12 protein-coding genes and 2 pseudogenes are annotated in these 13,847 nt (G+C 59.1%); 4 read left to right on the top strand and 10 right to left on the bottom strand.

All coding sequences use genetic code 11. The features are described 5' to 3' along the window. Positions 1–355: 355 nt before the first annotated feature. The 3 genes from mksF to mksB are packed head-to-tail and all read right to left on the bottom strand — an operon-like array spanning position 356 to position 5,161. Positions 356–3,190 carry an Mks condensin complex protein MksF gene (gene mksF, locus ACRER8_RS22410; protein WP_431748369.1) on the bottom strand — a complete coding sequence of 945 codons (2,835 nt, stop codon included), beginning with the start codon at positions 3,188–3,190 and terminating at the stop codon, positions 356–358. Continuing rightward, complete coding sequence (gene mksE, locus ACRER8_RS22405; protein ID WP_431748368.1) at positions 3,187–3,894, bottom strand: Mks condensin complex protein MksE; 708 nt, start codon at positions 3,892–3,894, stop codon at positions 3,187–3,189. Before mksE ends, mksF begins: the two co-directional genes overlap by 4 nt. Continuing rightward, the gene (gene mksB, locus ACRER8_RS22400) at positions 3,884–5,161 is read right to left on the bottom strand and encodes an Mks condensin complex protein MksB (protein ID WP_431748367.1); all 1,278 of its coding nucleotides are present in this window, start codon (positions 5,159–5,161) and stop codon (positions 3,884–3,886) included. Before mksB ends, mksE begins: the two co-directional genes overlap by 11 nt. A gap of 144 nt (positions 5,162–5,305) precedes the next feature. Here mksB and ACRER8_RS22395 point away from each other — a divergent pair, with 144 nt between their 5' ends. Together ACRER8_RS22395 and rimI are read left to right on the top strand one after the other, a co-directional pair. Then, positions 5,306–6,112, top strand: a complete 807-nt coding sequence (locus ACRER8_RS22395; protein ID WP_431748366.1) for an energy transducer TonB — start codon at positions 5,306–5,308, stop codon at positions 6,110–6,112. Then, positions 6,105–6,557, top strand: coding sequence for a ribosomal protein S18-alanine N-acetyltransferase (gene rimI, locus ACRER8_RS22390; RefSeq protein ID WP_431748365.1), 453 nt, complete (start codon positions 6,105–6,107; stop codon positions 6,555–6,557). The genes ACRER8_RS22395 and rimI overlap by 8 nt, the downstream gene beginning before the upstream one ends. A 149-nt stretch (positions 6,558–6,706) precedes the next feature. Here rimI and ACRER8_RS22385 read toward each other — a convergent pair whose 3' ends face one another. Continuing rightward, the gene (locus tag ACRER8_RS22385) at positions 6,707–7,120 is read right to left on the bottom strand and encodes a serine kinase/phosphatase (protein ID WP_431748364.1); all 414 of its coding nucleotides are present in this window, start codon (positions 7,118–7,120) and stop codon (positions 6,707–6,709) included. A gap of 150 nt (positions 7,121–7,270) precedes the next feature. Here ACRER8_RS22385 and can point away from each other — a divergent pair, with 150 nt between their 5' ends. Continuing rightward, the gene (can, locus tag ACRER8_RS22380) at positions 7,271–7,912 is read left to right on the top strand and encodes a carbonate dehydratase (protein ID WP_110949859.1); all 642 of its coding nucleotides are present in this window, start codon (positions 7,271–7,273) and stop codon (positions 7,910–7,912) included. 136 nt (positions 7,913–8,048) lie between these two features. Here can and ACRER8_RS22375 read toward each other — a convergent pair whose 3' ends face one another. The 6 genes and pseudogenes from ACRER8_RS22375 to aztA all read right to left on the bottom strand — a co-directional run bounded on the left by ACRER8_RS22375 (position 8,049) and on the right by aztA (position 13,353). Then, entirely contained in the window at positions 8,049–8,798 is a 750-nt protein-coding gene (locus tag ACRER8_RS22375; protein WP_431748373.1) for a methyl-accepting chemotaxis protein, read from the bottom strand. A 108-nt stretch (positions 8,799–8,906) separates the two neighbouring features. Then, positions 8,907–9,710: pseudogene (locus tag ACRER8_RS22370) on the bottom strand (MCP four helix bundle domain-containing protein); the annotation flags it as partial. 156 nt (positions 9,711–9,866) lie between these two features. Then, on the bottom strand, positions 9,867–10,526 hold the full coding sequence (locus tag ACRER8_RS22365) for an HD domain-containing protein (protein WP_431748363.1): 660 nt from the start codon (positions 10,524–10,526) through the stop codon (positions 9,867–9,869). Positions 10,527–10,819: 293 nt separating this feature from the next. Beyond that, positions 10,820–11,707 carry a metal ABC transporter substrate-binding protein gene (locus tag ACRER8_RS22360; RefSeq protein ID WP_431748362.1) on the bottom strand — a complete coding sequence of 296 codons (888 nt, stop codon included), beginning with the start codon at positions 11,705–11,707 and terminating at the stop codon, positions 10,820–10,822. A 27-nt stretch (positions 11,708–11,734) separates the two neighbouring features. Then, the gene (locus ACRER8_RS22355; RefSeq protein WP_431748372.1) at positions 11,735–12,556 is read right to left on the bottom strand and encodes a metal ABC transporter permease; all 822 of its coding nucleotides are present in this window, start codon (positions 12,554–12,556) and stop codon (positions 11,735–11,737) included. 44 nt (positions 12,557–12,600) lie between these two features. Then, a complete protein-coding gene (gene aztA / locus ACRER8_RS22350) occupies positions 12,601–13,353 on the bottom strand; it encodes a zinc ABC transporter ATP-binding protein AztA (protein ID WP_431748361.1) in 753 nt (250 codons plus the stop codon). A 309-nt stretch (positions 13,354–13,662) separates the two neighbouring features. Here aztA and ACRER8_RS22345 point away from each other — a divergent pair. Further along, positions 13,663–13,812, top strand: a pseudogene (locus ACRER8_RS22345) (flavin reductase); the annotation flags it as partial. Between the last annotated feature and the right edge of the window lie 35 nt (positions 13,813–13,847).

The raw sequence follows: 13,847 nt of genomic DNA, 5'->3' as shown, positions 1-13,847 counted from the left end.
ACTCAGCAGTGAAACGATGCATCGCCGATGGTAGTGTGGGGTTTCCCCATGTGAGAGTAGGTCATCGTCAAGATTAAATTCCAGAACCCCATTTGCGAAAGCAGATGGGGTTTTGTTTTTTGCCCCGAAAAAATTTCTCTGATTCGTTCTCGAGCTGTGGGAGCGAATCCATTCGCGATAGGCCCGTAAGGCAATAGAGATGTACAGCCTGAACCTCCCTCTCGGAATGAATTTGCTCCCACAAGTTGCCTGAGACCATCGCGCAGCAGCACGGCGTCGCCGACGCAGCCGCTTTTATAACGCCCAAAAAAAGGCCCCGCATCGCTGCAGGGCTCTTCTTTACGTTCAGTCCAGCTTACTCAGCAGCCACTTCCGCCACTTCAACCGCCTTCACTGTACTCACCTCGTCGCGACGACGAATGTACTTCCAGTCAGCCTCATCAATGTAGATGCCCGCAGGGCCGCTGCCGCCTTCCAGATCGATTGCGACATGCGCCGATACCTGAGGCTTGACGCTTGCCAGAATCGGTACGAAACCCAACTGCAGGCTCGTTTCAAGCAGCGCAGACTGATTGCGTTCATCGATGTCCGCCGCTTCGTCCAGGTAATACGGCAGGCGCACACGACCGGCCTGGTCACGATCCATCAAGTGCAGCAGCAGGTACATATTGGTCAGCGCCTTGATGGTCATGGTCGTACCGTTGGACGCTGCGCCATCAATGTCGGTGTGGATCACTGGCTGGCTGTTGACCTTGGTGATCTCGAACGCCAACTCGAACAGGTCCTTGAGGCCCAGCTGGTTGTGGTTGGCGGCCACCAGACGTGCCAAGTACTCCTTTGCCTCTTCGTTCTTGTTGTCCTGCTCCGCGCTCTGGCTAAGATCGAACACCGACAGCGTTTCACCTTCCTCGTACTGACCAGCGCTGTGGATAATCTGATCGATATGCTTGAGCGCTTCCTTGTTTGGTGCGAGCACGATACGGAAGCTTTCCAGGTTGGAAACCTGACGACGGTTGATCTCGCGGTTGAACAAAGCCAACTGGTGTTCGAGGCTATCGTAGTCGCTGCGGATGTTACGCAGCGTACGGGCGATGTCGGTCACTGCTGCGCGGCGGGCTTTGCCAAGCGTTAAAGCCTCATCGGTGCGGTGTGCATACGCGTTGATCAGCAGCTGCAGACGGCGCTCCATGTCGTCCTCGCTGTCGAACTTGGCGACACCTTTGAGGCGTACCTGAGCATACAGCGCTTCAATCTGACCATCGCAGCGCAGCAAACCTTGCCAGCTGTCCTGATAGTCATTGAGCAGTGGCAGCAGGTTTTCCAGTGAGTCATCCACCGGCTCCATGAACGGCGTGCCGAATGGCAAGTCCGCTGGCAACAACTGACGGCGACGCAGCGCGTCGTCCAATGTGCGTTGCTTGGATTCCAGATCGCCAATCTGGCGACCGACCAGCTGCAGTTTCGCCGACAGTTGCTGGACGCGCTCGGTGAACGCATCGCTGGAGCGCTTGAGTTCATCCTGTGCGGCTTCCATCTGCGCCAGTTGCTCAAGTTTTTCGGCTTCTTCGGCGCTCAGAGTCTGAGTGCGACGGAAATCTTCCAACGCCTTCTGTGCATCCAGCACTTGCTGATAAAGCGCTTCGGTCTGGGTCTTGCTCGCTGCCCGATCAGCGGCGACCGCTTGCTGGGTTTTCAGCTGCTTGAGTTCTTTCTCCAGGCGTTCTTTCTGATCACGAAGCGCCGCACGATCGGCCAATGCCTGCAATGCAGGTGGCTCGATATGCGACAGATTGATCGACAGCCCCGGCACTTCGAAGCGCTCGCCCTTGAAGCCATCCAGAATCGCTTCCAGAGATTTGACCCATGCCTCGCCGTCATCCAGAGCAATGCCTTGCTCACCTAAGGGCAGGCTAAACAGCGCGCTGTTGAACAGCCGCATTAAACGCTCGACATCCGGTTGCGAGAACTCTTCGCGCAGGCGGGCATAGCTGTTGTTGTCGGCATGATCGAGTTGCTGTTTGACCGACTTCAGACGTTTTTCCAGATCACGCAAACGCTCATCCAGATCCTCGGCGCTGAATTGACGAGACTGAGCCAACGCACCGGCCAGTTCGTCGTGAGCGTCCTTCGCCGCCAATAGTTGCTGCTCTAGAACGCGAACGTCGTCCACCAACGCGAAGCGGTTTTTCAACACGGCCAGTTCGCCTATCCAGCGTTGGATATTGCTGATCTCACGCTCCAGTCGCATTAGCTCCTGAGTGCCGCCGCGTTGATCGTTCTGCAGAGCGTCCTGTTCGCCACGGTAGTGTTCGGCCTGAATGACCAACTCTTCCTTGCGCGCGTTGGAGTAGTCCTGCCAAGTGCCAAGCAGCGAGTCGAGCAGCGGCGACAAGCGATGTAGCCTGCCGCGCAGGATGTCCCGTTGCTTGACACCGTTGGCCAAGGCTTCGACCAAGGGGCCTGCCAGAACCAGTGCGTTGTAGTCCTGCTCCATTCGGCGCACGTCGCGGAAGGCTTCTTCGCACGCGGCAATGTAATCGACGCTACCCGACCGCAGGCTGTGCTCGAAGGCATCGAGGAACAACTGCTTGAGTTTGGCGGCCGTGATTTCGCGCATGTGCAGCAGGTTGATGAACAGCGCACGGAAGGTTTTAAGGCTCTGTTCGCTGGTCGAACGTAACGGGATCAGCGTCAGATCCAGCGGAATCGACGTGTGCCCGCCGACCAGCAAGCGACGCAACTCATCGGGCTTGAGTTCGTAGGCTTTCAGGCCCTGGCTTTCCAGATTGGTGAACAGCTCTTTCTGACGCAGACAGGTGTCGTTCTTCTGATAGTGCGCCAGATCGAGTTTGCCCGCGTAGGCAAAGAACTGGTGGCCAAAGCCACCGCCGGGACCGCGACCGACCACGCCGATGACGTGAGGACCGTGGGGCAGGGACACTTCAACCAGGATGTAGCTGGTGTCAGACGCAAAGTAGAAACGGCGCGACTGATCGAGGCTGTATTTGCCGAAACTCATGTCCGACATGCGCGCCAGAATCGGGAATTGCAGCGCGTTGATCGACGCACTCTTGCCCAGGTTGTTGGCACCGTAAACCGACAGCGGATGTTCCAGCGGAAACAGCCCGAGGCTGTAACCGGCTGTGTTCAGCAGGGCGAAGCGGCGGATGCCGTAGCGTTCCTGGGTCATGCGTCAAGCTCCTGTTCTTCGGCGATCGCGCGGGCCAGGGCCTGCTCTTCGGTTTCTTCTGTTTCGTCAAATTCGGCGAGATCGAGCGGGTCGTCGGTCTGCAGCAGCTTTTCATCACTGTCGTCGTCGATCAGCACCGGCGTTGGCAACGGCAAATCGCTGTGCAGACTGGCGGCCAGATCGCGATCCTGCTGAACCGACAGGCAGACATCGAGGAAGCGATGCATCGGCGGCAGGAAACGGTAAATGCCCACTTCTTCGGAGGCGAAGCCGAGCTGGGTCATGCGGCGCATGATCTTTTCTTCCAGCTCTTCCTGTGTCTGTACTTCGGCCTGCAGAAACAGGTCGCGGTACTTCTCCAGCAACGATGGAAGCTCGTCGCGACCCAGGCTGCCGCCGTCGAGCACAGCAACCGGGTCGCGGCCCTGATCGGCCAGATGCTCGACGAGGATGAACGTAAACAGAGCCAGCCGTTGCGCGGTCTTGTTGACCTGCGCGGCCGCCAGATCAGGCACGAAGTAATAGAAGCCGCGAGTGTCGCAGATCAGCTCGAAACCCAGCGCCTTGAACAAAGTGCGGTACTGATCCTGGAAGTTGGACAGTTGAGCATACAGCTCAGGATCGCGGCGGCTGACGTGGTAACCCTTGAACAGCTCGCGAAAGATCGGCGCGAGCTGGGACAGTTCGGATAGATCAAGATGCATGGGCGGTGCCCTCGGAATTCTCTGGGGTGGCGTCTTTGCTTGAGAGCAGAGCGAAGGAGCGCAGGCTGACGCGGTGCTCCTGGGTCAGGTATTCGCGGCGATCGAGTCGCTCGCGCTTGAAGCGTTTTTCCCGCGACAGGCGCGAGAACCAGTACAGCAATTCGTCGGTCGCACCCGTCGGCTCCTGCTCCAGCAGCCAGACCATCAGATCCGGCATTGGCAGGGCCTCTTCGCAGCGCTCGACCATTTCCTTGACTGTGCGCGGCGCTCGGGCAGGCTCGCCCTTGCGGGTGATATTGGCCTTGGGGAAGCGCGCGGGTTTGGGCTCGAAGCGCGCCAGCGCGTAGACATAAGCCTCGACCTGGTTGGCACTCCCGAGAAACGTGCTTTGCGGGCGAGTGAACATCGGCATCGCTGCCTGGGGCACAGCGTCGATGCCTCTGCGGCGAATGGCCGACAGCGCCAGCGCGGCGCCACGGGTCACGGCGTTGTGGCGACGTGCTTCTTCGCGCAACGGCAGCAGCAGCTCGCGGGCATGACGCAGGGTCAGTTGCGCGCTGGTCTGCATTTCGAGGATACGCGCGTGAGTGCGCAGCAGCATGTCGTCGTCGACCAGATGCCCCAGGCGTTGCTGATCGGTGAGCATGCGCAGCAGCACGTTCTCCACCTTGCGCACGCCTTGCTCGAAAGCGCCATCGGCATTCACCAGTTGGATCATCGGCTCGACGTATTCGTCCCAGGTCGCCAGCACTTCGGCGTAGCGTTGACGCAACGGGATCTGCCGGTCGCTGGTCTTGGCACGTTCGGCAACGGAAACCAGCGCCTGCTCGTCGTTGGCGAGCTTTTTCAGCACATCGCGCACGCGCATGTCGAGCAGGCGAAGTTGCCGCGCGAGATCATTGGCATCGCGGGCTTCGAAGGCCTCCTGGATGTAACCTGCCAGCCGCTCCAGATGGCGCAGGTAGGCTTCGATTTCCAGGCACAGGCCCAGGCGGTGTTCGCGGCGCAGGTAGGACAGGAAGTCGTGAATCTGCGCATTCAGTTCGAAACGGTTCGGGCTTTTGGCCACGGGAACCAGAATGTCGAGACGAATCCACACGTCCAACAGGTTGGTGATGTCCTGGGGCGTGCTTTCCAGTTGCTGGGCGGCCAGTTGCAGGCGCAGTTCGCTCAGGCTCAGGGTGCCTTGGTCGAAGTGTTCGCACAGTGGCTCGAGGAGCGCCCAGTGTTCGGCAAGGGCGCGCAGGACGCGCTTAGGTTCGATCATTGGATGGCCGCTGGTTGGCAAATAAAAGCGGCAATTGTACTGCATCGCAGCCACTGGTTTTCACCCCCAGTCGATCAACTGCGGCGGGAATCGTCGAAGGTCTGTAGAATCCTCCTTCTGACTTTTTCCACAGGTGGCTGTCCCTTGCTCAATGAGCCTCGCCGCCGCGCTTATCTGACCGCCATGCAGGTGGTCAGCTGGCTGCCGCGCACCGAACTGCCCTTTGCCGCACCTTCGCGTCCGGAGCTGCTCGCGCCGTTGCCGGTGTTTGAGGACGAGGTCGTACAGACGCCGCAGTCGGCTGGCCCTGCGCAAGCGCGCACCGAGACTGTGGCCGCTGCGGCGCCAGTCGCTCGCACGGTGGAGCGGCCGAAGATCGAGGTTCCGCGTCCGGCTTCCGCTGTCAAATCGGCGGTCAAGCCTATCGAGGAGGAGCCCGTCGCGGAGGTGGCGAAGGCGCCCGCCGTTCCACCACCGCGCTTCGCCCTGCAATTGCTCCGTGCCGGCAGTTGCCTGCTGCTGGTCGAACTGGCGACTGGCGAGCCGTTCCAGAGTCGTGACCCTTCCTATCTGTTGCTCAAGGACATGCTGCGCGCCGCGGGTCTCCCCGACAGCCCACAGATCATCGGCGAGCCAGTGCGCTGGCCGTTGCTGGTACGCGGGCAGATGGACCAAGGGCCAGAAGCGGCGCGGGATTTCGTTCAGGGCTTTCTCTATGCTCGAATCGAGGAAGCACCTTGCACCTGTCTGTGGCTGACCGGGCTGCCCGCGCTGCGTTTTGCCGGTGAGGTTGACGCCGAGTCCTACAATCTAGAAATCCAGGTTGAAGGCCTGGGTTCGGCCTGGGCGCTGCCAGGTCTGGAATTATTGATGGACGAGCCTCAGCGCAAGGCCGATGTTTGGCGTGCCATGCGTCAATTGATGGGACGTTGGAAGAGCGTAAATGAGTGAAGCCGTAACGTTTCGCCGCATGACCGAAGCTGATCTGGATGCGGTACTGAAGATAGAATACGCAGCGTTCAGCCATCCGTGGACCCGCGGTATTTTTCTGGACGGCCTCAAGTCCTACGAAATCTGGCTGATGTTCGAAGGCAATCAGCAGGTCGGTCACGGTGTGATCAACGTGATCATCGACGAAGCGCACTTGCTCAACATTACAGTCAAGCCGGAAAGCCAGGGCCGTGGTCTGGGGCTGTTGCTGCTGGATCAGCTGATGAAGCGCGCTTATGAGTTGAACGGTCGCGAATGCTTTCTTGAGCTGCGAGCCAGCAACCAGTCGGCGTATCGGTTGTATGAGCGCTATGGGTTCAATGAGGTGGGTCGGCGTCGCGATTACTATCCGGCCGTAGGCGGGCGCGAGGATGCGCTGGTGATGGCTTGCACGTTGACTGATTAAGCCCCGACGCCGATCCTCTGTGGGAGCGAATTTATTCGCGAAACGGTATTACTGCCAACACTGATTGGCCAGTCATGCCTACGCCTTGCGAATAGGCTCGCTCCCAAAGGAATCCGCGTCCTGGGCGGCTTATGATCCAGGATCCCCGATCACACCCCAGGCTTGCCGTCCAGCGGATCGAGAATCGACATTTCCTCTTCATCCAGCCCGTTGCCCCCGCCAATATCGTCCTCATCGACCACGCTCAGATTGGAGTCAGCGGGACCGCCTTCGCCTGCCTCACGGGCAGACCGCGCGCCATCTTCGTCAATCAGGGTTTCTGGACTCATATCGTCGTCGGTCGGGTTGTGATCGTCGGTTGACGCGCCGGTCATCCCAGCCTCACGCACACGTTCGTCGGGAATGTAGTTTTCCAGCTCGTCTGCCGGGATGGTGTCCCCGATTCGCCCGCTGGGTTCGTTATTGTCATTAAAATTGAGCTCTTCCATCGAACCCATGCGGTCTTCATTATCGTCGATGGGTTCGGGCTGGGTGGCACCGAAAGGGCGGCGTGGATCGTTCATGGCAAATCCTCATTGTGAGCGGTCATAGTTGGGTGGACCGGACACCGCGACGAAGATTCACTCCGTTTCTCGACCGGTAATGGCAAAAGGGCGTGACCCGAAGCGCCGATAGCCAGTCATAGCTGGGCATCATTTCCGAGGCATCAACGTATGAACGAATTACAAGATCTGATCGATAACAACGAACGTTGGGCAGCAGCCATCAAGGAAGAAGACCCCGAATTCTTCGCCAAACTGGCCCGCCAGCAAACGCCTGAATACCTCTGGATCGGTTGTTCGGACGCTCGTGTCCCCGCCAATGAAATCGTCGGCATGTTGCCGGGCGATCTGTTCGTCCACCGCAATGTAGCCAACGTGGTGCTGCACACCGACCTGAACTGTCTGTCAGTGATTCAGTACGCAGTCGATGTACTCAAGGTCAAACACATCCTGGTCACCGGCCACTACGGCTGTGGCGGCGTGCGTGCTTCGATGCAAGATCGCCAGTTCGGCCTGATCGACGGCTGGCTGCGGACCATTCGTGACCTGTATTACGAGAACCGCGAACTGCTCAGCAAACTGCCGACCGAGGAAGAGCAGGTCGATCGTCTGTGCGAGCTGAACGTGATCCAACAAGTGGCCAACGTCGGACACACCAGCATCGTTCAGAACGCCTGGCATCGCGGGCAGAAGCTGTCGATTCACGGCTGCATCTATGGCATCAAGGACGGTCGCTGGAAAAGCCTGAACACCACCATCAGCGGTTTTGAGCAATTACCGCCGCAGTATCGGTTGCGCCCGCTGGGGGAATAATTGATTGAGCGCGACCGTGATCGTTAGGAGAAATTGACCGAATGTAGAAGCGCGCTTGCCCGCGACGGCGTTTTATCTGAAGCGTCATAGCGACGGGTGCACCGCAATCGCGGGTAAGCGCGCTCCTGCAGCAGAGTCAAAGCACGAACCGCTGCACCATCGAATTCAAATCCGTCGCCAGCATCGCCAGCGCGTTGCTTGCCACTGTGGTCTGCTGCGCGCCCGATGCCGATTGAGTCGACAGATCGCGAATGCTGCTCAGGTTGCGGTCCACCTCGTTGGCCACTTGAGCCTGTTGTTCGGCGGCACTGGCGATCAACATGTTGCGATCACTGATGGTGGAGGTCGAACTGATGATCACGGTCAGCGCCTGGCTGGTCGCCGCAGCCTGTTCCAGGGTCTGGTTGGCCTGGGCCGCCGTGATCCGCAGGGTTTCGGCGGTTTCCTGGGTGCTCTGTTGAACAGCGTTGATCAGGTTTTCTATCTCGGTGGTCGAGGCGCTGGTGCGTTGTGCAAGTGAGCGGACCTCGTCGGCGACGACAGCGAACCCGCGACCTGCCTCGCCTGCGCGCGCCGCTTCGATGGCCGCGTTCAGGGCCAGCAGATTGGTCTGGTTGGCGATGGCGCGAATCACTTCAAGAATCTTGCTGATGCTCAACGTACGCTCTACCAGACCATCGGCCTGATGCGAAGAGTCGAGGACGTTGTCGGTCAGCTCCTTGATTGAGTCGATGGTCCCGGTCAGGCGCATACGGCCTTCGGCGGCGGCTTCGTTCGAGGCTTTCGATTCGGTGGAGGTGCTGCTGGCATTGTCGGCGACTTCCACCGCGGCCTGGCTCATCTGATTAACGGCTACAGCGGCTTGTTCTATTTCATCGTTCTGCATCTGCAGATTTTTCGCGCTGGTTTCGGCAATCGCGCCCATTTCCTGCACCGACTGGCTCAACTGACCGGCTGCGGCATAAATCTGGTCAATGGTGCCATGCAGGTTGCTGCGCATCTGGCCCAGCATCTTCAACAACTGCGCGGCCTCGTCCTTCCCCTCCGGGATAGGTTGCGGGCTCAAGTCCCCCTCGGCGATGGTGCTGGCGATCTGCAAAGACTGGCGCAGCGGACGAATGATGCTCACGCTCAGGCGCCAGGCCAGCAGCAAGGTCAGGACCAGCGCAAGCACAATGGCGCTGATGGCGATGATGCGCGTCTGCTGAAAACGGTTGCCTGCGCCATCCACTGCTGCTGCGGCACTTTGTTTGTTCAGCTCACGCAGCAACTGCACCTGCATGTCCATCAAATCGCCCTGCATGCTCAGCGTGGTATTGAGCAGCATCCGTGCGTCGTCGAGTTTGCGTTGTTCAATCAGGCCGATTTCGTCGTGCAGTCCCGGCATGAAGGCGTTGTACGCCTCCTGAAGCGCCTTGATCGAGTCGCGTTCGGTGTTGTCGGTTGCATGGGCAAGGTAATCGCTGAAACCTTTTTCGACTTCGTTCTTCAACTGCTCGACGTTGATCTTGCTGTTGACCACCGCGCCCGGATCATCAGCGTTGGCAATCAGCCTGGCGCTTTCGCCGCGCAGCTTGATCAGATCAATGGCGATCGCGTCGGCCATGGCAATGCTCGGCAGCGAACCACTTTCCACTGCCTCGCCCTGATCGCGGATGCTCTGCATCTGTAGCAGACAAAACACGCCAAGCGCCACCAGCAACAACGCCGTTATCCCGAAGCACAGCACCAGACGCTGAGCAATCCGCAAGCGTCGCAAAAACGCTGGTCTGGACGAAGGACGAAACAACCCACGCATTAACCTCTCCACAGCACAAATCCCATCGACGAATACACCGGAGATTCGGTTATAAAGAGGTTCCGTGATGTCTTTATGACATCGAGCAGAAATATTTCAGATTTGTTGTGATTGCGTCGAGGGTCTGGGTCGTGTTCCGACGCGTGGGTAAATGCCTCAGCGTTCTATTTGTCCAATCTCATCCATAAACTCCAGCAAAAACCGCTCGGCCCGTTCATGCCTGACCTGCGCCATTTGCTTCCCGGTACTGGTCTGAAAGCCCTCTGCCAGGCTGAAGACCTTGGCTTTGAAATGATCGACCGCATAGCGTTTATCGTCCAGCGGGCGGTTTTGCGCGTGGGGGTCGGCCGGATCATAGAGGTAGCTGCCCATGCGTCCAGAGACATAGAACAGCCGGGCGACGCCGAGCATGCCGATGGCGTCGAGGCGGTCGGCGTCCTGGAGGATTTTTGCTTCGAGGGTGGTCGGGGTGATGTTCGCCGAGTAGCTATGAGCCTCGATGGCGTGGGCGACGGCCTGGATGCGTTCTTCATCCCAGCCCATTTCCGCCAGCAACTCGGTGGCTTTGGCGGCCGCGAGGCGTGACGCACTGGAGCGCAACGGCGAGTTCTTTTCCACCGATACGCAGTCGTGCAACAAGGTCGCCGCCAGCAGGATCTGATGATCGCCGCCTTCTTTGTTTCGAATCGCGCAGACATTGCTCCAGACCCGGTGCAGGTGCGAGATGTCATGAGAGCCATCAGCCCGTTCGGCGACAGTATGAGGGATCAGCTTGTCGGCCAGATCCTGGAAAGGCGCGAAACAGAGGTCGGTCATCGAATCTCCTTTCAATGCAAGCTGGCGATTGGGGGCCAGCATACAAGATTGACCTGCCGCTACGCGTCCTGTTCTTGGACGGGTATTTCGATCAAGCCTGAGCGCACTGCTCGATGCCTGCGAACGCTATCCCGAGATCGAACTGGATATGGATTTCGGCGATTGGATGGTCGATCTGATCGAGGAGAGCGTAGACGTCCCGCCGAACAAGTTGAATGGGCTTCTTAGACTACGCCCGTGGCGCATTGCCGCCTCGGCGCGGGCGAGTCTATCCAATTTCAGGTAGCGGAGAATTATTTGCCCTTCATTGCCGCGGTGATCTTGTCCACGTTGTACCGAAACATCTTCACGTAAGTCGCGGCGGGACCGTCGGCAGGCGACAGCGCTTCCACATACAACTCGCCGCCGGGATGCGCGTCGCTGGCGTTTGCGATCTGCTGCACCAGACGTGGATCGCTGGAGTTTTCGAAGAAGTAGGCGCTGACATGCTCCTGCTTGATCTGCGTGATCAGCTTGCCGACATCCGCGGCGGACGCTTCGGTCTCAGTGGAAAAGCCCAGCGGCGACAGGAAGGTCACGCCGTACGCATCGCCGAAATAGCCGAAGGCATCGTGGGAAGTCAGCACCTTGCGCTGTGCGGCCGGGATCGCAGCGATTTGTGCGCGAGCGTAGGCGTCCATATCCTGCAGTTGAACGATGTATTTCTCACCATTGGCCTTGTAGTCGGCGGCGTTGTCTGGGTCCGCCTTCTGTAGCGCTTTGATGATGTTTCTGACGTAGACGATGCCGTTTACCGCGCTGTTCCAGGCATGGGGGTCGGTAATTTTTTCACCGTCTTCTTCCATGCTGCGGGTCATGATGCCGCTGGATAGCACCACCGGCTCACCTTTGTAGCCTGATGCGGTGATCAGTCGGTCGAGCCAGCCTTCAAGGTGCAGGCCGCTGACGAACACCAGGTCGGCTTTCTTCAAGGCCTGGGCGTCGTTGGGCGTTGGCTCGTAAACGTGCGGGTCGCCATTGGGGCCGATCAACGAGGTGACATGCACGTGATCGCCTCCGACGTTATGCACCATGTCGGCGATGACGGTGAACGATGCCACGGTTTCCAGGGTTTTTGCCTGGGCGAAGTTGGCCAGGCCCGACAACGCCAGTGCGGCGGTCAGAAGCGTCAAACGTTTCATGATGTTTTCCTTGTGGTGAGAGGTCAATCAGCCGGACAGATGAACCCTCGGAAACAGACGTTGCAGGAAACCGCTGCGTCCAAAGAGCAGTGAGAACAAGTAGAAGGCGCTGGCGGTCAGAACGATGGCCGGGCCAGAGGCGACGCTGGCGTGGTAGGAAACGATCAGGCCGATAAAGCCAGACAGCGTTGCGACTACTGTGGAAATCACGATCATTCCGGTCAGAGAACTCGACCAGAAACGTGCGACGGTGGCGGGCAGCATCATCATGCCCACCGCCATGAGCGTACCAAGGGCCTGGAAACCGGCCACCAGATTGAGCACGACAAGCAGCAGAAACAGCACGTGATACAGCGAGCCACGCCCGCCGACGGCGCGCAGGAATCCGGGGTCGAAGCATTCCAGAATCAGCGGGCGGTAGATCAACGCCAGCAGAATCACCGTGAACGAGGCGATGGCGCCGACCATGAAGATCGCCTGATCGTCGATCGCCAGGATCGTGCCGAACAACACGTGCAGCAGATCGACGTTGGAGCCGTGCAGCGACACAATGAGTACGCCCGCGGCCAATGACGTCAGGTAGAAACTGGCAAAACTGGCGTCCTCTCGCAGTGTGGTAAAGCGGCTCACCAGTCCCGATAACAAGGCTACGGCGAGTCCGGCGATCAAGCCGCCAAACCCCATCGCTGGCAACGACAACCCCGCGAACAGAAAACCCACCGCCGCGCCCGGTAGGACGGCGTGGCTCATGGCGTCGCCCACCAGGCTCATGCGACGCAGCATCAGCAGCACACCGACAGGGCCTGAGCCGATGCCCAGCGCCAGGCACGCCACCAGTGCGCGGCGCATGAAGCCGAAGTCGACGAAGGGCTGAATCAACAAGCTGTAAAACGTCACAGAATCGACTCCTCATCGATTGCGCATGGCTGCGCATCCGGATTCCAGTGCTCGGCCATGTTCTTGGCGCGGCGCAGGTTATCGACGTGAAGGATATCGGCGGTGTTGCCCCAGGCGATCGTCTCTCTGGCCAGCAACAAGGTGCTGGGGAAATGCTGACGCACTTGTTCGATGTCGTGCAGAACAGCAATCACCGTGCGGCCCTGGCCGTGCCAGCGACTGATCAGCTTGAGCAGGTCGCGGGTAGTGCGGGCGTCGATGGCCGTGAAAGGCTCGTCCAGCAGAATTACCGAAGCGTCCTGCAATAGCAGGCGGGCGAACAGCACCCGTTGAAACTGCCCGGACGACAGCGAGCTGATGCTGCGTTGTTCAAAACCTTCCAGGCCCACTGCCAGCAGGGCCTCGCGCGCCTGTTCGGCATGCTTGCGCGTGACGCCGCGAAAGGCGCCGATGCTGCGCCAGGCGCCCATCATCACGGTATCGGCGACGCTCAGCGGGAAGCTGCGATCGATCTCCGCCGCCTGGGGCAAATAGCCGATGTGCCGCGTCGCCAGACTGCCGCGATCAACGCGCCCGAGCGCAGGCTTCAACGTACCGGCGATGGCTTTGATCAGTGTCGATTTGCCCGCGCCATTGGGCCCGACGATTGCCGTCAGGCTGCCCGCGGCAAAGCGCCCGCTGACGTGGTGCACGGCCGGGCGCCGTTCGTAGGTGACGGTCAGGTCATGCAGACCGATCGCCGCACTCATGGAATCGCCACCGCCCACGCAATGCCGATCCACAGCAGCGCGAGCAAAACCAATGAGACCAACATTCGCTTGCCTGCGGACTGAGCAAGCGCGGAAGTCGCAATATTCGGGGGGAGTCGAGGAACGGATTTCACGAAAAGAATGCCTGAAATGTTTTGTTATATTATTACATCACTATTTTCAGGCGTGAGGGAAGGGCTATTTTTTGCCGGTTCAGGATTGCGACAGTTTTAGCGATACCGAGAGCGGCAGCGCTTTACTGCAATGACAAACCCTGTAATTCCCTGACAAAGCCTCTTCTCTATCAGGATTTTTCTTAAGTCCGCCTTCCATCGTCGCTCATTCCCTCTCGCTAAATTCTATCGTTTACTCAACCATGGTCCGACTGTGTTGGTCAGCGCTTCCCACGACGGACAGCGCAATATCATGGCGGCGGCGTCGGCGATGCCACTGGATTTCGGCGCAACGATTCGCGCGCGTGGCAGGCTGCTCAG

Source organism: Pseudomonas sp., from assembly GCF_050739935.1.
Lineage (GTDB): Bacteria > Pseudomonadota > Gammaproteobacteria > Pseudomonadales > Pseudomonadaceae > Aquipseudomonas.
This window is presented reverse-complemented; position numbering and strand designations above follow the sequence as displayed.

What these genes read in the sequence shown, in the direction of transcription:
- mksF (WP_431748369.1), bottom strand. Translation starts at nt 3,190, where the DNA reads ATGACCCAGGAACGCTACGGCATCCGCCGCTTCGCCCTGCTGAACACA.
- mksE (WP_431748368.1), bottom strand. Translation starts at nt 3,894, where the DNA reads ATGCATCTTGATCTATCCGAACTGTCCCAGCTCGCGCCGATCTTTCGC.
- mksB (WP_431748367.1), bottom strand. Translation starts at nt 5,161, where the DNA reads ATGATCGAACCTAAGCGCGTCCTGCGCGCCCTTGCCGAACACTGGGCG.
- rimI (WP_431748365.1), top strand. Translation starts at nt 6,105, where the DNA reads ATGAGTGAAGCCGTAACGTTTCGCCGCATGACCGAAGCTGATCTGGAT.
- ACRER8_RS22385 (WP_431748364.1), bottom strand. Translation starts at nt 7,120, where the DNA reads ATGAACGATCCACGCCGCCCTTTCGGTGCCACCCAGCCCGAACCCATC.
- can (WP_110949859.1), top strand. Translation starts at nt 7,271, where the DNA reads ATGAACGAATTACAAGATCTGATCGATAACAACGAACGTTGGGCAGCA.
- ACRER8_RS22375 (WP_431748373.1), bottom strand. Translation starts at nt 8,798, where the DNA reads ATGCAGAACGATGAAATAGAACAAGCCGCTGTAGCCGTTAATCAGATG.
- ACRER8_RS22365 (WP_431748363.1), bottom strand. Translation starts at nt 10,526, where the DNA reads ATGACCGACCTCTGTTTCGCGCCTTTCCAGGATCTGGCCGACAAGCTG.
- ACRER8_RS22360 (WP_431748362.1), bottom strand. Translation starts at nt 11,707, where the DNA reads ATGAAACGTTTGACGCTTCTGACCGCCGCACTGGCGTTGTCGGGCCTG.
- ACRER8_RS22355 (WP_431748372.1), bottom strand. Translation starts at nt 12,556, where the DNA reads ATGCGCCGCGCACTGGTGGCGTGCCTGGCGCTGGGCATCGGCTCAGGC.
- aztA (WP_431748361.1), bottom strand. Translation starts at nt 13,353, where the DNA reads ATGAGTGCGGCGATCGGTCTGCATGACCTGACCGTCACCTACGAACGG.